Origin of the sequence: Paracoccus everestensis, assembly GCF_021491915.1 — a bacterium.
Lineage (GTDB): Bacteria > Pseudomonadota > Alphaproteobacteria > Rhodobacterales > Rhodobacteraceae > Paracoccus > Paracoccus everestensis.
In genome coordinates, this window is the sequence record NZ_CP090836.1 from 2,028,136 (window position 1) to 2,044,619 (window position 16,484).

Sequence of the window (16,484 nt, forward strand, 5' to 3'; positions counted from 1 at the left end):
GCCTTACATCCCCGCCAGATCCGCCGCACCTGCCGCGCGGAACCAGCGGATGATCTGCTCGCGTTCCTGCGGTTCCATATAGGTGACATTCGCCGGCGGCATGGCATCGGTCAGGCCCGCCTGGACATAGATCTCGCGCGCGTGGCGGGCGATGTCGCCGGGGGTTTCCAGGAAAACCCCCTTCGGTGCATGGCGAATGCCCTCATAGCCGGGTTCGCGGGCATGACACATGGAACAGCGGCCCAGCACCGCGTCGCTGACCTGCTGGAATCCTTCAGCCTCGGCAAAGCGGGTTTCCACCGGGGTCAGGGGCCGCGCCTCGGCCTGTTCCAGGCTGTCCTGGTTCAGCCCGGCCGATGACAGCCACATCACCATGATGAACAGCACCACCGTCACCGCCCAGGTCCACCACTGGTATCCCTTGCGGGCGTGCATGGTGTTGAAGAAATGCCGGATGGTCACGCCCATCAGGAAGATCAGCGCCGCGATCAGCCAGTTGTACTGGCTGGCAAAGGCCAGTGGATAATGGTTCGACAGCATCAGGAAGATCACGGGCAGCGTCAGATAGTTGTTGTGCGTCGACCGCAGCTTGGCGATCTTGCCGTATTTCGGATCGGGCGCCCGCCCGGCCTTGAGGTCCGCCACCACGATCCGCTGGTTCGGCATGATGATGAAGAACACGTTGGCCGTCATGATCGTCGCGGTGAACGCGCCCAGATGCAGCAGCGCCGCGCGGCCGGTGAAGACCTGCGTATAGCCCCAGCCCATCGCCACAAGCGCCACGAACAGAAGCAGCATCAGGACCGTCGGAGTCTCGCCCAGGCGCGACTTGCACAGCGTGTCATAGATCAGCCAGCCCAACGCCAGCGACCCGGCCGAGATCAGGATCGCCTGCCAAGTCGCTAGGTCGGCCTTGGCGGTGTCGATCAGATACAGGTTCGCGCCAGCCCAGTACGTGACCATCAGCAGGGCGGCGCCCGACAGCCAGGTCGAATAGCTTTCCCATTTGAACCAGGTCAGATGATCGGGCATCTGTTCGGGGGCGACCAGGTATTTGTTGATGTGATAGAAGCCGCCTCCGTGGACCTGCCATTCCTCGCCATGCGCCCCTTTCGGCAGGTGCGGCGCCTTTTGCAATCCCAAGTCCAAGGCGATGAAATAGAAGGACGAGCCGATCCAGGCAATGGCGGTGATGACATGGGTCCAGCGGATCGCGAAGGCCAGCCATTCCCAGATGATGGTTTGGTCGGGAATCAGGTGCAGCATGGATCAGCTTCCCCGATAGGTGGAATAGCCGAAAGGCGAGACCAGCAGCGGCACATGGTAATGGTCGTCCTGCGACATGCCAAAGCGGATCGGGATCACGTCCAGGAAACGGGGGCTTTCGGGTTCGATCCCGGTCGCGTCCATCCAGGCTCCGGCGTGGAACTCCAGTTCAAAGGTGCCGGTGGCGAAATCCGCCGCGGGCAGGATCTGGCTATCGGTGCGGCCGTCGCTGTTGGTCTTCAGCCGCGCAAGTTCGGTCCGCTGGCCGTTCTCAAGACGGAACAGCACCACCTCCATCCCCTCGGCCGGACGGCCTCGGGCCGTGTCCAGCACATGGGTGGTCAGGTATCCAGGCATCGTCGCCCTCCCTTATTATCGCTGATTTCTTGATAACCGATCCCTTTGCATCCGCACGAGAGGGACCATAAGCAAGGTAGTCTTAAGATTTCGTAGAAAATCCGGCGTTCACTTTGGCGCAAATATCCTCGGGGGGAGCGCGAAGCGCGTGGGGGGCAGACAGCCCCCCAGCCTACCCCGCCAGGCGCGCCACGGCCTTTTCGGCACGCGCCCTCAGATCGCGCGGGTTGGCCGTCAGCAGCCGGTGATCATCGACGACCGCCCTGCCCCCGACATAGACCGCACGGGGGCGGATCGGCGCACAGAAGATCAGCGCCGCGACCGGATCCCACTCCCCCGCCAGCGGCAGGTCCGACACGTCCCACAACACCAGATCCGCCTGCATCCCGGGCTTCAGCGCGCCGATGTCGCTGCGGCCCAGAACACGCGCCCCGCCAAGCGTCGCGATCTCCAACGCCTCGCGCGCGCCCATGGCAGCCGGTCCGTCCTTGAGCCGAGCGACCAGCATGGCCTGCCGCGCCTCCAGCCCCAGATGGCTGCAATCGTTGCTGGCCGACCCGTCCACGCCAAGGCCCACGGGCACGCCCGCGTCGCGCATGGCGCGGACCGGCGCGATGCCGCTGGCAAGCCGCGCGTTGGAACAGGGGCAATGCGCCACCCCGGTCCCCGTGCGGGCGAACAGGTCGATCTCGGGCGCGGACAGCTTCACGCAGTGCGCGTGCCACACGTCGTCACCGGTCCAGCCCAGGCTTTCGGCGTAATCGCCCGGCAGCATCCCGAAGTTGTCCAGCGAATAGCGGACATCCTCGTCATTCTCGGCCAGATGGGTGTGCAGGCGCACGCCCTTTTCCCGCGCCAGGATCGCTGCATCGCGCATCAGTTCCCGGCTGACCGAGAAAGGCGAACAAGGGGCAAGCGCCACCTGCACCATCGCCCCCTCGCCCCCGTCGTGGAAGGCATCGACCACCCGTTCGCTGTCGCGCAGGATCGCGGCCTCGTCCTCGACCAAGGCGTCGGGCGGCAGGCCGCCCTTGCTTTCGCCGATGGACATGGCCCCGCGCGTGGCTATGAAGCGGAGGCCGATCCCCTGCGCCGCCTCGATGCTGTCGTCCAGGCGCGATCCGTTCGGGAACAGATACAGGTGGTCCGACGAACAGGTGCAGCCCGACAGCGCCAGTTCCGCAAGCCCCACCTCGGCCGACAGGCGGATGTCATCCGGCGTCATGCGCGACCAGATGGGATAAAGCGTGCGCAGCCAGCCGAACAGCGCCGCGTCCTGTGCGGCAGGCACCGCGCGGGTCAGGGTCTGGAACAGGTGATGATGGGTGTTGACCAGCCCCGGCGTGATGACGCAGCCGCCGGCCTCGACCACCGTCGCAGCATCGCGCGGCAGGTTTTCACCCGCCGCGACGATCTTTCCATTCTCGACCAGGACATCCCCGCCCCGGATCTCGCGCCGGGCGTCGTCCATGGTGACGACGACCTCGGCGCCCCGGAACAGCGTCCTAGTGGTCCGCGACATGGCCCGCCGCCCGCAGCTCTTCCTCGTCCACATGGGCTGCACCGTTGTAGAACCAGTTCAGCACGACCGCACTGATCGCCGCCAGCAGGATGCCGGAATGGATCAGCGGGTGGATCGCGTGGGGCATCCACTGGTTGAAGTTAGGCGCGACCAGCGGGATCATCCCCATACCCACCGAGATCGCGACGATGAACAGGTTGTGCCGGTTGCTGGCGAAATCGACACGCGACAGGATGCGCACGCCGGTTGCCGCGACCATGCCGAACATCACCAGACCAGCGCCGCCCAGGACGGTGGTGGGCAGGCTTTCGACCAGCGCGCCCATCTTCGGGATCAGGCCCAGCACGATCATGATCGCGCCGCCCGCCACGCAGACAAAGCGCGACCGGATGCCCGTGACGCCCACAAGGCCCACGTTCTGCGAAAACGAGGTATAGGGGAAGGTGTTGAAGATGCCGCCGATCATGGTGCCCAGGCCGTCCGCGCGCAGACCGGCGGCCAGGGATTTCTGGCTCATCGGCTTCTTGCAGATATCCGACAGCGCCAGAAACATACCCGTGCTTTCGATCAGCGTCACCAGCATGACCAGCACCATGGTGGCGATCATGATCGGATCGAATGTCGGCATCCCGAAATGGAAGGGCTTGATCACCGCGAACCATTCCGCCGAGGCGACCTTGTCGAAGCTCATCATGCCCAGCATGGCCGCGACGACGCCGCCCACGACAATGCCCACCAGCACCGCGATGTTGGACAGGAAGCCGCGGGCGAATTTCGACACCAGCAGGATCGTGCCCAGCACCAGAACCGCGATCAGGATGTTCTGACCGGCTGCATAAAGCGGGTTCTGCACCGTTGGCGCCAGCGTCACGCTGGCCGGCACCTCGCCTGCAGCCCTTGCGGCGTCAAGCCAGGCGGCGGCTTCCGGGTCCACGATCTTGGGCGCGGTCGGCCCGACCTGGAGGCCGAAAATCCAGTTGATGCCGATGGGCATCAGGCTGATGCCGATGGTCAGGATCAGCGTGCCCGTCACGACCGGCGGAAAGAACCGCAGCATCCTGGAGATGAAGGGCGCGATGAAGATGCCGATGATCCCCGCCGCGATGATCGCCCCGAACAGGGCGCGCGCGCCTTCGTGGCCGGGCAAGGACGTGGCGACCGCGACCATCGGGCCGACGGATGCAAAGGTCACGCCCATCATCACCGGCAGCTTGATCCCGAAATACTGGGTCGCGCCAAGGCTCTGGATGATGGAGACGATGCCGCAGACGAAAAGGTCGGCGGAAATCAGGAATGCCACCTCCTCGGGCGGCAGGTTCAGTGCGCGCCCGACGATCAGCGGAACCGCGATCGCGCCCGCATACATGACCAGCACGTGCTGGAATCCAAGCGTGAACAGCTTGGGGGCGGGCAGCATCTCATCCACCGGATGAACGCCCCCCTGATAGGTTGCATCAGACATAGCGGACCTCCCTTTCCACGGCTGTCTTGTTTCGTTCAGATCTCGACCTTCGCGGCCTTTCCCTGTTGTTTCGCCAGTTCCAGGACCGCCGCCGCGACGGCCAGATCCTGCAAGCCGACGCCCGTTCCGTCGAAGATGGTGACCTCGGCATCGCCGCGCCCCGGATGGTTGCCGATGATGACCTGGCCTATCGCGGTGACATCGCTGTCGGAAATCAGTTTCCGTGCGCTTGCGTGCTGGAATTCACCGATGCTGAGTGATTGGGCAACCTCGTCGGTAAACAGGCGCGCGCGGGCGACAAGCGCCGGGTCCAGTTCCTGCTTGCCCTTGGTGTCGGTGCCCATGGCCGCGATATGAGTCGGGCCTTTGACATGGCCGTCCATCAGAAGCGGCTCGAAGGCCGAGGTGATCGAGATGATCACGTCAGCCTCGGCGCCCAGTTGCGGCAGGTCCACCGCCTCGAAGGGCAGGCCCAGTTCCGCGGCCGTGTCGGCCAGGCGGGTGAGCATCTCGGGATGGGGGTTCCAGCCGATCACCTTTTCGAAGGCGCCGAAGCGGACGGCGGCGCGCATCTGGAAGGCGGACTGGTGGCCCGCCCCGATCATGCCCAGCACACGCGCGCCCTGCGGGGCCAGGTACTTGCTGGACACGGCACTGGCAGCCGCCGTGCGCAGCGCGGTCAGCAGGTTGCCCCCGACCGCCGCCGACACGCGGCCGGTGTCGGGATCGAACAGGAACACCGTGGACTGGTGGTTGATCAACCCTTGTTTCTGGTTGTTGGGCCAGTATCCCCCGGCCTTCAGGCCCAGCGTCAGCCCGGCCCCGTCAAAGCCGCCCTTGAAGCCGTAAAGCGCGTCCTCGTGGCCAAGGGCCTCGCGCACGACGGGGAAGTTCCGGGCCTCCCCGCGCGCCATGGCGGCAAAGACCGCCTCGACCGCGTCGAACGCGGCCTCGGGGGTCATCAGGCCGGCGATCTCGCCTTCAGGAACGACCCACATCAATAGGCCTTCCCGCGCGCCGAGACCGGCCACAGGGTTTCCACCTTGCCGTTCCGGACACCCACATACCAGTCGTGGACGTTGCAGGTCGGGTCGCAATGGCCCGGCACCAGCCGCAGCTTGTCGTTGACCTTGAGGACGCCGTTGTCGTCCTGGACCACGCCATGTTCGTCGCTGCACTTGATGTATTTCACGTCGTCGCGGCCATAGACGAAGGGCAGGCCGCTGTCGACCGACTGCGCCTTCAGCCCCGCGTCCACCACCGCCAGATGCGGCTTGGCATGCGACATCACGCTGGTCAGGATGAACAGCGCGTTTTCCCATTCGCCCTGGTCGATGCGCTTGCCGTCCGCGTCGTGGATGCGGCCATAATCGGCATCCATGAAGGCGTAGGAGCCGCATTGCAGCTCGTTGTAGACCCCCGAGTTGCTCTCGAAGTAATAGCTGCCGGTGCCGCCGCCCGACACCAGTTCCGGCTCCAGCCCGATGGCCTTCAGCGCCTCGACCGCGTCGGTCACTTGGGCGATGGCCGCGTCCAGCTTGGCCTTGCGGTCGTCATAGCTGTCCATGTGCTGCATCGCGCCCTGATAGGCCTGGATGCCGGTGAACTTCAGGCCCGGTGCGGCATCGATGGCCTTGGCGATCTCGACCACTTCGGGCGTGGTCTTCACGCCGCAGCGGCCCGCGCCGCAGTCGATCTCCACGAAGCATTCGATGGTGGTGCCGTGCTTTTGCGCCGCAGCCGAGAGATCCGCCACGTTCGCCACGTCGTCCACGCAGACGATGATCCGGCCGCCCGAGATCTTCGGCAGCCGTGCCAGCCGGTCGATCTTGGCCGGGTCGCGCACCTGGTTCGAGACCAGGATGTCGGTGATCCCGGCGCGGGCAAAGACCTCGGCCTCCGACACCTTCTGGCAGCAGACGCCGATGGCGCCGCCCAGGTCCATCTGCAGCTTCAGCACGTCCACGGACTTGTGCATCTTGCCATGCGCCCGGTGGCGCATCCCGTGCGCCTTGGCATAGTCGCCCATCTTCCTGATGTTGCGTTCAAGCGCGTCCAGATCCAGGATCAGGCAGGGCGTCTGGATATCCGCCTCGTTCATGCCCGGCAGCGCCGGCACGTCGAAGCCGACTTCTAGAGTGTCGAAGTTCACGTCATTCGACTTGATGGGTGCGTTCATGATTGCGCTCCTTGGATCCAGGGCAGCCTGTCGAGGTCGACATTGCCGCCGGTAATGATGATGCCGACGCGCTTGCCGGCGAATGCGTCGCGGTTCTTCAGGATGGTGGCCAGCGGCACGGCACTGGAAGGCTCCATCACCACGCGCAGGTGCTTCCAGATCAGCTTCATCGCCTCGACGATCTCGGCGTCGGATGCCGTATAGATCTCGGAGACGTGGTTGCTGACGAAGTGCCAGGTCAGGTCCTTCAGGGGCACCAGCAGCCCGTCGGCGATGGTCTTCGGTGCATCGTCGGCGATGATGTGGCCGGCCTTGAAGCTGCGATAGGCGTCGTCGGCCTGTTCCGGTTCCGCCGCGATGACCTTGGTTTCCGGGGCCAGCGTCGCAAGCGTCAGGCAGGTGCCCGAGATCATGCCGCCGCCGCCGATCGGCGCCACCACCATGTCCAGCCCGTCGGTCTGATCCATGAACTCGCGCGAACAGGTGCCCTGCCCCGCGATCACCCGCGGGTCGTTATAAGGGTGGACGAAATCGCCCCCGGTGCGGGCCTGCACCTCGGCGAAGGTCGCCTCGCGCGAACTGGTGGACGGCTCGCACTCGGTGATCACGCCCCCATAGCGGCGCACGGTGTCCTTCTTGGCCTGCGGCGCGGTGCGCGGCATCACCACGTTGCAGGGAATGCCCCGGCGCATGGCTGCATAGGACAGGCACGACGCGTGGTTGCCCGATGAATGCGTGGCAACCCCCTTGGCCGCCTGGACGTCGTCCAAGCCGAAGACGGCGTTGGCGGCGCCGCGCACCTTGAAGGCCCCCGGCTCCTGGAAGTTCTCGCATTTGAAGAACAGTTGCGCGCCGGTCAGGTCGTTCAGGTAATCCGAGGTCCGCACCGGCGTGTGCCGGATGTGGGGCTGGATACGCTCATGCGCGTCCAGCATATCCTGATAGGTCGGGATATACATGGCGTCCCTCATCACGCGGCCTTTTGCATGGCGGGCACGCTGCGGCGGTAATGGTCCTGCGCGGCGGCGACGCCGGAACCCAGCTTCACCGGCAGGCCCAGGTCGGCCATGACCATTTCCGCCGTGGCGATGCCCGACAACGCCATCACGTCGGTCAGGCTGCCCAGGTGGCCGATGCGGAACACCTTGCCCGCGACATCGCCAAGCCCGGTCCCGAAGGCTACGCCATAGGCGTTCAGCGCATGGCTGACGATCTTGTTGGCATCGAAGCCTTCCGGCACACGGATCGCACTGACGCTGTCCGAATACAGTTCCGGCCGCTTGGCGCAAAGCTGCATCCCCCAGGCGCCGACCGCGCGGCGCACGCCCTCGGCAATGCGGTGGTGGCGGGCAAAGACGTTCTCCAGCCCTTCGTCCAGCAGCATCTCGCAGGCGACGTTCAACCCGTTAAGCAGCCCGACCGGCGGCGTGTAGGGATAGCCGTTGGCGCAATAGCCCTTCGCCATGTCGCGGATGTCGAAGAAGGTGCGCGGCAGCTTCGCCGTCTCGACCGCAGCCATGGCTTTCGGCGAAAAGCCGACGATGGCCAGGCCCGGGGGCAGCATGAAGCCCTTCTGGCTGCCGGTCACGGCAATATCGACGCCCCATTCGTCCATGCGGAAATCATAGCACGCGATCGACGAAACCCCGTCCACGAACAGCAGCGCCGGGTGGCCCGCGTTGTCCAACGCGCGGCGGACGGCGGCGATGTCGCTGCGCACGCCGGTGGCGGTCTCGTTATGGGTTGCAAGGACGACCTTGATCTGGTGGCCCTTGTCGGCGGTCAGGATTTCCTCGAACCGGTCGGCGGGGACGCCCTCGCCCCATTCCTGGGCGACGACCTCGACGTCCAGGCCGTGGCGCTGGCACATGTCGATCCAGCGATGGCTGAACATGCCGTTGCGCGTGGCCAGGACCTTGTCGCCGGGCGACAGCGTGTTGGTGATCGCGGTTTCCCAGCCGCCAGTGCCCGTCGACGGAAAGACGAAGACCTGCCCCTGCGTCGTTTTCAGCACCTTCTTCACCCCTTCCAGCGCGGGGTGCAGGATCTTGCCGAAGACCGGGCTGCGATGGTCGATCGTGGGCATGTCCACGGCCTTGCGCAGGATCTCGGGGATGTTGGTGGGGCCGGGAATGAACACGGGATTCTGGCTGGTCATGGCTGTTCCTCCTCTGATAAGCGCATAATACCCCTTGCGGCCAGAGGTCACAATTTTTCTGGAAAACATTTCCATTTTTGCGCTAAAAGCTGAAATACCATGCCTGAACAGGGTCTTGCCATTTTTCAGACCGCGAAACGGATTACTGCGATTTTGGCAATGTATTCTTTAGAAAAGGACGAAAATGTCTGAACCCATCCGCCGCCGGGGCCGGCCCCGCAGCGCCAAGGACACGGGCGGCACCGTGCAGGTGCTGGACCGTGCGCTTGACATCCTAGACCTGCTGGCTGCCCATCCCGGCCTGACGCTGAGCGAGGTCGCGGACCGCATCGGCCAGTCGCCGTCCACCGTGCACAGGCTGCTGCATTCGCTGGCCGCGCGCGGCATGGTGGAAAGCGATCCGGCCACGCAGGCCTGGAACATCGGCCCCGCGACCTTTCGGCTGGGCTCGGCCTTCATGCGGCGGTCCGGGATCGTGGAACGCGCCCGCCCCATCCTGCACGCCTTGATGAAGCATACCGGGGAAACGGCAAACCTGGGGATTTTGAACGGCGATGCGGTGCTATTCGTCAGCCAGGCCGAAACCCACGAAACCATCCGCGCGTTCTTCCCCCCCGGCACCCGGTCCCCCCTGCACGCATCGGGCATCGGCAAGGCGCTGCTGGCATTCGGCCGCCCCGAGACTCTGCAGGCCTATCTGGACAGCGCAAGCCTTGCAGGCTTTACCGACAAGACGCTGGTGACGCCCGACGCACTGACCCAGGACATGGCCCGCATCCGGTCGCGCGGCTTTTCCTTTGACGACGAGGAACGGACCCGCGGGATGCGCTGCATCGCCGCCCCGGTCTTTGACCTGACGGGCGAGGCGATTGCCGGGGTCAGCGTCAGCGGCCCCACCCACCGGATCGGGCACGAACATGTCAAGACGCTGGGCGCGGTCGTGGCGGCGGCGGCGGCGGAACTGAGCCACGCGATGGGCGGATAGAAAAAGGCTTCGCGATCACTCGCGAAGCCCGCTGGTTGCGATCCCGTGTCGCGATCAGTGCCCGCCGAAGAAGGCGAACTTGATCACGAACAGGGCGGCCACGATCCAGGTCGCGGCATGGACCTGGGACGCCTTGCCGGTCAGCAGCTTGATCACCGCATAGCTGATGAAGCCGAAGGCCAGGCCATTCGCGATGGAATAGGTGAAGGGCATGACCAGGGCGGTCAGAACGGCGGGGGCGGCTTCGGTCACGTCTTCCCAGGCGATCTCGGACAGTTCCCGCACCATGAGGGTCGCGACATACAGCAGCGCGGGCGCGGTGGCATAGGCCGGCACCGACCCCGCCAGCGGCGCAAAGAACATCGCCAGCAGGAACAGCACCGCCACCACAAGCGCCGTCAGCCCCGTGCGCCCGCCCGCCTGCACGCCCGCCGCGCTTTCGACATAGGCGGTGGTAGATGACGTGCCCAGCATCGACCCGACCGTGATCGCGGTCGAATCGGCCATCAGCGCGCGCGACAGCCCGGGATTGGTATGGGCCGGTCCTTCCTTCAGCAGCCCTGCGCGCTTGGCGACGCCGATCAGGGTGCCCGTGGCGTCAAAGACCTCGACCAGGACCATGACCAGGATCACGTGGAAGATGCCGTAATGCAGCGCGCCCATGATATCCAGTTGCAGGAATGTCGGCCCGATGGCGGGCGGCATGGACATGATCCCGCCGAACTGCGTGACGCCCAGCAGGATGGCGGCAACCGTGGTGACCAGGATGCCGATCAGGATGGCACCCGTCACCCGCATGGCATCCAGCGCCACGATGATGAAGAAGCCCGCGATGGTCAGCAGCGTGCCCGGGTTGGTCAGGTCGCCCAGCGTGACCAGCGTCGCGTCGCTGTTGACCACGATGCCCGACGATTGCAGCGCGATGATGCCCAGGAACATCCCGATGCCCGCCGCCACGCCGCTGCGCATCGACACCGGGATCCCCGCCACCAGCCAGCGGCGGATGCCGGTCGCCGACAGGATCAGGAAGATGATGCCGCTGATGAAGACCGCGCCCAGCGCCTGTTGCCAGGTGAAGCCCATCGCGCCGACCACGGTAAAGGCGAAAAAGGCGTTCAGCCCCATCCCCGGCGCCATGCCGATGGGCCAGTTGGCCCACAGCGCCATGACCGCCGATCCGATGGCGGCGGCAAGGCAGGTCGCCACGAAGACCGCGTTGCTGTCCATGCCCGTGGTGGACAGGATGGAAGGGTTGACGAAGATGATATAGGCCATCGTCAGGAAGGTGGTGATGCCTGCGATCACCTCGGTCCTGACGGTGCTGCCGTGCTGGGCCAGCTTGAAGTAGCGTTCCATGGGTTTTCCCTCCCGCGGCTCCTCCGGCCGCCATGGGGGCAGCTTATGGGGGCTGTGACTGGCGCAACAATCGGCGCGAACCCGCAAGTCTTTCAATGGCTTTTTGAAACCGCCCGCGATCTTTGCCGATTCCTTGATACAGAATGTCGTCCCTGCCCGCTTGCCGTGCGGGTGCGGGCGCGCTTTGCTGTGCCCAGGATGCCACAGGAAGGATGCCCCATGCGCTATAGCCGCGACTTGCGAGGATATGGAGAAACCACCCCCGACCCGCAATGGCCCGGCGGCGCCCGGATCGCCGTGCAGATCGTCGTCAACTACGAGGAGGGCGGCGAGAACAGCATCGAACATGGCGACGCCGCCTCCGAGGCCTTCCTGTCCGAGATCATCGGCGCCCAGCCCTGGCCGGGCAAGCGGCACTGGAACATGGAATCGATCTATGACTATGGCGCGCGGTCGGGTTTCTGGCGGCTGCACCGGATGCTGCGCGACATTCCCGTGACGGTCTATGGCGTGGCCACCGCGCTGGAACGCAGCCCCGAACAGGTGGCCGCGATGAAGGCTGCGGGGTGGGAGATCGCGACCCACGGGCTGAAATGGATCGACTATCGCGACATCCCGCGCGAGCTCGAGGCGGACCACATCGCCCAGGCGATCGACCTGCATACTCGCGTCACCGGGGAACGCCCGCGCGGCTTTTATCAGGGGCGCACGTCGATGAACACGGTGGCGCTTGGCTGCGAGGAGGGCGGCTTCGAATACCTGGCCGACACCATCGCGGACGAGCTGCCCTATTGGCACGTTCACAACGGCAAGCCGCAGTTGATGGTGCCCTATACGATGGACGCCAACGACATGAGGTTTTCATCGGGCCAGGGCTTCGGCACGGGCACGGATTTCTTCGACTATCTGCGCGACAGCTTTGACGTGCTGTATGCCGAAGGCGCGGCAGGTGCGCCCAAGATGATGTCCGTCGGCCTGCATTGCCGCCTGGCCGGGCGTCCGGGGCGGGCGATGGCGATCCAGCGGTTCCTGGACCATTGCCGCGCCCATGAAGGCGTCTGGTTCACCAGCCGCCTGGACATTGCCCGGCACTGGGCCGAAGTGCATCCGTTCCAGCCGCGCCAGCGGCCGTCCGAAATGGACCGCGACAGCTTTGTCGCGAAATTCGGCGGCATCTATGAACATTCGCCCTTTATCGCAGAACGGGTCTGGGACGGAGAGATGGGCACGGTCCATGACAGCGCGGCGGGCCTTGCCGCGCGGATGGCGCAGGTCTTCCGCAGCGCGTCCGACGCGGAACGGCTGGGCGTGCTGACCGCCCACCCCGATCTGGCGGGCAAGCTGGCGCAGGCGAAACGGCTGACCGCCGACAGCACTGCCGAACAGGCCAGCGCGGGGCTGGACAGCCTGACCGATGACGAACGCGCCACCTTCACGCGCCTGAACGACGCCTATGTCGCCAAGCACGGCTTTCCCTTCATCATCGCCGTGCGCGACCACGACAAGGCAGGCATCATGCGCGCCATGCAGTCCCGCATCGACAACGACACCCAGACCGAGCGCGCCGAGGCCGAACGCCAGGTCACCCGCATCGGCGAACTCCGCCTGAACGAGGCTTTGAAATGACCGACCTGTCCCCCGACCTTCCCCCCGCCGGCGCGCCGACGGGCGACATTGCCGAAGTCCCCCGGGCCGAGACGCAGCGCGTCCCCTATGCCGGTCCCGTGGCGGGCCTGCCCCCGCAGACCGGGATGACCACCGACACGGCGGTCTTTACCGAGGCTTACGCCGTCATTCCCCGCACCGTGATGCGCGACATCGTCACCAGCTATCTGCCCGGCTGGGAAGGAATGCGGATGTGGATGATCGCCCGGCCCTTGTCGGGCTTCGCGGAAACCTTCAGCCAGTACATCGTCGAACTGGCCGAGGGCGGCGGATCGGACAATCCCGACGACGACCCCGAGGTCCAGCACGCCCTGTTCGTGACCGGCGGGTCCATGTCGGTCACCATCGACGGGGCCGAGCATCTGCTGACACCGGGGGGCTTTGCCTATGTCCCCCCCGGCACGCCCTGGTCAGTGCGCAACACCACGCCCGGCAACACCGGGTTCCACTGGTGGCGCAAGCGGTGGCAGCCCTGCAATGGCGTCGACAAGCCCGATCCGATCATCACGCAGGAACAGGACATCCCGCCCTCGATGATGCCCGACACCGATGGGGCTTGGGGCACCACGCGCTTCATGGACCCGGCCGACCTGCGCCACGACATGCACATCACGGTCGTGACCTTCAAGCCGGGCGGCTCGATCCCCTTCGCCGAAACCCATGTCATGGAACACGGGCTGTTCGTGCTGGAGGGCAAGGCCGTCTATCGCCTGAACCGCGACTGGGTCGAGGTCGGTCCCGGCGACTATATGTGGCTGCGCGCCTTTTGCCCGCAGGCCTGCTATGCGGGCGGGCCCGGACCGTTCCGGTATCTGCTCTACAAGGACGTGAACCGCCACGCGCCCTTGTGGTCGAACCGATAGGCGAAAGGCCGGGCATCGCGCCCGGCCTTTTTCACACCGCGTATATCTGCCCGAACTTCTGTTCCAGATAGGCCAGCAGCGGTTCGGGCGAAACGTCGGCGCCTGTCGCCTCGCCGATCAGGGCGCGCGGGCGCTTGATACCGCCGTGGCGCTGCACGTTTTCCCGCAGCCATTCGACGGCGGGCGCGGCGTCGCCTGCGGCAAGCGAGGCGTCCAGGTCGGGCACGGCGTCCCGCATGGCCTGGTTCAGGCAGCCCGCAAAGACGTTGCCCAAGGCATAGGTCGGAAAATAGCCGAACAGCCCAACCGCCCAATGCACGTCCTGCAAGACGCCGTTCGCGGGTCGGTCCACCACAACGCCGAAATCGCGCAGGAAACGGGCGTTCCAGGCCTCGACCAGATCGTCGGTGGACAGCTTGCCCGCGATCAGGTCGCGTTCCAGGTCAAACCGCATCATGATGTGCAGGTTGTATTGCACCTCGTCGGCCTCGGTGCGGATGAAGCCGGGGGTGACGCGGTTCACGGTGGCATAGAAGGCGTCGGGGTCGGTGATGTTCAACCCGCCAAAGGCATCCCCCATGCGGTTGAACAGCCAGCCCGTGAAGGCGCGGCCCCGGCCCATCTGGTTTTCATAGATGCGGCTCTGGCTTTCGTGGACGCCCATGGACACGCCGCGGCCCAGCGGCGTGAAGGCGTAATCGTCGTCGATGCCCAGCTCATAGCTGGAATGACCGACCTCGTGGATTGTGGAATAGATGCAGTTGAAGGGATCGGCCTCTACCACCCGCGTGGTGATGCGGCTGTCCTGCCAGCGGCCGCTGCTGAAGGGATGGACGGCAATGTCCATCCGCCCCCGCGACCAGTCATAGCCGAAGGCCGTCGCGCAGATGCGCGCCAGCCGGATCTGGGTTTCCTGCGGGAAATGTCCGGTCAGCGGCTGCGGCTGACGCTCGGCCCCCAACACGTCCTCGCGCAGGGCCACCAGGCGCGGGCGCATGGTGTCGAACAGGGCCGCGATCTCGGCCCCCGTCATGCCCTGTTCGTAATCGTCCAGCAGCGCGTCATAAGGATCGCCGCCGTCGGCCAGGGCCGCGGCCTCGTCCTGCTTCAACACCAGAACCTGGTCCAGCGTCGGCAGGAAATCCTCGGGCGCGTCATTGGCACGCGCGTCTGCCCAGATGCCTTGGGACAGCGAGGTCAGCCGCGCCAGTTCCTGGGCCAGCCTGGCCGGGATGCGGCTTGCCCGGTTGAAATCGCGGGCGATCAGTTCAACAGATCGCGCCTCGGCCTCGGACTGCGGTTCGGCCACGTCCAGCCATTCGCCGATGCGCGGGTCCGTGCGGCGTTCGTGCAGGACGGCTTCGATCGCGGCCATCTCCTCGGCCCGCTGCTCGACCGCGCCGCGCGGCATGACGGTTTCCTGGTCCCAGCCCAGGCGTTCGGCGACCGAGGACAGCGCCTCGGTCTGGCGCTGAAAGGCAAGCAGGTCGTTGATGGCCGTCATCGGATGGTCCCCCTGACCGAGGTTTCATGCGGAAAGCGCGCATGATGCCTTGCCCGGATGATAAGTGCAAACAGCACGACCGCGCCGACCTGATGCGACAAGGCCAGTCCCAGGGGCGAGGCGTGGATGACGTTCATGATGCCAAGGCCCACCTGGGCGGCGACCGCAGCCAGCATGACCGTGAAAGCGCCCCGCGTCACCGGGTGGGGCGACCGGCGGGCGCGCGACCAGACCACCACGGCAAAGATCGCCAGCAGGTAACCCACCATGCGGTGGACGAACTGCACAAGGGCCGGGTTCTCGAACAGGTTGCGCCAGCCAAGGGCGGGATCCCAGATCGCCGCCGGGATCCATTCGCCGCCCATGGTGGGCCAGCCGGTATAGGTCCGGCCCGCGTCGATGCCCGCGACAAGCGCCCCGATCAGGATCTGCACAAAGGCCAGGTGCATCAGGCCCGTGGACATGGAGAACAGCTTGGGTTCGCCCGCGCGGCGGGCGCGCAGCAACTCGGCCTCACTGCGCCCCAGCAGCAGGACATACCAAGCGATCAGGCCCAGGATCACGAAGGCCAGCCCCAGATGGGTGGCCAGGCGATAGGATGCCACGCGGGTCATGCCCTCGACCAGGCCGGAACTGACCATCCACCAGCCGATGGCCCCTTGCAGACCGCCTAACGCGCCCAGGCCCAGCAAGCGCGGCGTCCAGCCCACAGGGATGCGTTTGCTGGCCAGGAAAAACACAAAGCCTGCCGCCCAGACAAGGCCGATCAGCCGTCCCAGGAGGCGATGCGCCCATTCCCACAGATAGATCTGCTTGAAGCCCGCCAGATCCATGTCGGAGTTTACCTCGACATATTGGGGGATCTGCTTGTAAGCCTCAAATTCCGATTGCCATTCCGCGTCCGACATGGGTGGAATGGTGCCCGTGACGGGCGCCCATTCGGTGATGGACAGGCCGGATCCGGTCAGGCGCGTCGCCCCGCCAAGCGCGATCATCGCCAGGACCATCACGAACAACACCATCAGCCAGGCGCGGATGGCGCGCCGCGCGCCGCGCGGGGCCGCGTCGATCATGCCGGTCGTGGTCACGGGGCGGCTGGGGGCGGCGGGGTCGAGAACTTCCTGGAAAACGGGGCGCTTGGCCATCGCTTGCTCCTTCAGGCGGACA

The 16,484-nt window shown here is 65.7% G+C and carries 14 protein-coding genes; 3 read left to right on the forward strand and 11 right to left on the reverse strand.

The window, feature by feature from the left end; genetic code table 11:
* Positions 1 to 3 precede the first annotated feature (3 nt).
* From LZ585_RS09975 to bhcA, 8 genes are all read right to left on the reverse strand, one after another.
* A complete protein-coding gene (locus LZ585_RS09975; RefSeq protein ID WP_390625063.1) occupies positions 4 to 1,266 on the reverse strand; it encodes a urate hydroxylase PuuD in 1,263 nt (420 codons plus the stop codon).
* Positions 1,267 to 1,269: 3 nt separating this feature from the next.
* Entirely contained in the window at positions 1,270 to 1,623 is a 354-nt protein-coding gene (uraH, locus tag LZ585_RS09980) for a hydroxyisourate hydrolase (RefSeq protein ID WP_234853427.1), read from the reverse strand.
* Positions 1,624 to 1,795: 172 nt separating this feature from the next.
* On the reverse strand, positions 1,796 to 3,145 hold the full coding sequence (locus tag LZ585_RS09985; RefSeq protein WP_234853428.1) for an 8-oxoguanine deaminase: 1,350 nt from the start codon (positions 3,143 to 3,145) through the stop codon (positions 1,796 to 1,798).
* The gene (locus LZ585_RS09990; protein ID WP_234853429.1) at positions 3,129 to 4,607 is read right to left on the reverse strand and encodes a nucleobase:cation symporter-2 family protein; all 1,479 of its coding nucleotides are present in this window, start codon (positions 4,605 to 4,607) and stop codon (positions 3,129 to 3,131) included. Before LZ585_RS09990 ends, LZ585_RS09985 begins: the two co-directional genes overlap by 17 nt.
* 35 nt (positions 4,608 to 4,642) lie before the next feature.
* Positions 4,643 to 5,605, reverse strand: a complete 963-nt coding sequence (gene bhcD / locus LZ585_RS09995; protein ID WP_234853430.1) for an iminosuccinate reductase BhcD — start codon at positions 5,603 to 5,605, stop codon at positions 4,643 to 4,645.
* The gene (bhcC, locus tag LZ585_RS10000) at positions 5,605 to 6,786 is read right to left on the reverse strand and encodes a 3-hydroxy-D-aspartate aldolase BhcC (protein WP_234853431.1); all 1,182 of its coding nucleotides are present in this window, start codon (positions 6,784 to 6,786) and stop codon (positions 5,605 to 5,607) included. The genes bhcD and bhcC overlap by 1 nt, the downstream gene beginning before the upstream one ends.
* Entirely contained in the window at positions 6,783 to 7,757 is a 975-nt protein-coding gene (gene bhcB, locus LZ585_RS10005) for a beta-hydroxyaspartate dehydratase BhcB (RefSeq protein WP_234853432.1), read from the reverse strand. Before bhcB ends, bhcC begins: the two co-directional genes overlap by 4 nt.
* Complete coding sequence (bhcA, locus tag LZ585_RS10010) at positions 7,757 to 8,944, reverse strand: L-aspartate--glyoxylate aminotransferase BhcA (RefSeq protein WP_234853433.1); 1,188 nt, start codon at positions 8,942 to 8,944, stop codon at positions 7,757 to 7,759. The genes bhcB and bhcA overlap by 1 nt, the downstream gene beginning before the upstream one ends.
* A gap of 184 nt (positions 8,945 to 9,128) precedes the next feature.
* Here bhcA and bhcR point away from each other — a divergent pair, with 184 nt between their 5' ends.
* Positions 9,129 to 9,929 (forward strand): HTH-type transcriptional regulator BhcR, encoded by an 801-nt coding sequence (gene bhcR / locus LZ585_RS10015; RefSeq protein ID WP_234853434.1) that lies wholly within the window; start codon positions 9,129 to 9,131, stop codon positions 9,927 to 9,929.
* A 54-nt stretch (positions 9,930 to 9,983) separates the two neighbouring features.
* Here the strand turns inward: bhcR and LZ585_RS10020 are convergent, their stop codons facing one another.
* Entirely contained in the window at positions 9,984 to 11,285 is a 1,302-nt protein-coding gene (locus LZ585_RS10020) for an NCS2 family permease (protein ID WP_234853435.1), read from the reverse strand.
* Positions 11,286 to 11,504: 219 nt separating this feature from the next.
* On the opposite strand from LZ585_RS10020, the gene puuE reads away from it, so the two are divergent.
* Positions 11,505 to 12,911, forward strand: a complete 1,407-nt coding sequence (puuE, locus tag LZ585_RS10025) for an allantoinase PuuE (protein ID WP_234853436.1) — start codon at positions 11,505 to 11,507, stop codon at positions 12,909 to 12,911.
* On the forward strand, positions 12,908 to 13,813 hold the full coding sequence (locus tag LZ585_RS10030) for a bifunctional allantoicase/(S)-ureidoglycine aminohydrolase (RefSeq protein WP_256445616.1): 906 nt from the start codon (positions 12,908 to 12,910) through the stop codon (positions 13,811 to 13,813). The genes puuE and LZ585_RS10030 overlap by 4 nt, the downstream gene beginning before the upstream one ends.
* 31 nt (positions 13,814 to 13,844) lie before the next feature.
* Here LZ585_RS10030 and LZ585_RS10035 read toward each other — a convergent pair whose 3' ends face one another.
* Positions 13,845 to 15,317 (reverse strand): carboxypeptidase M32, encoded by a 1,473-nt coding sequence (locus LZ585_RS10035; protein WP_234853437.1) that lies wholly within the window; start codon positions 15,315 to 15,317, stop codon positions 13,845 to 13,847.
* Entirely contained in the window at positions 15,314 to 16,462 is a 1,149-nt protein-coding gene (gene ctaA, locus LZ585_RS10040) for a heme A synthase (RefSeq protein ID WP_234853438.1), read from the reverse strand. Before ctaA ends, LZ585_RS10035 begins: the two co-directional genes overlap by 4 nt.
* Positions 16,463 to 16,484: the final 22 nt, after the last annotated feature.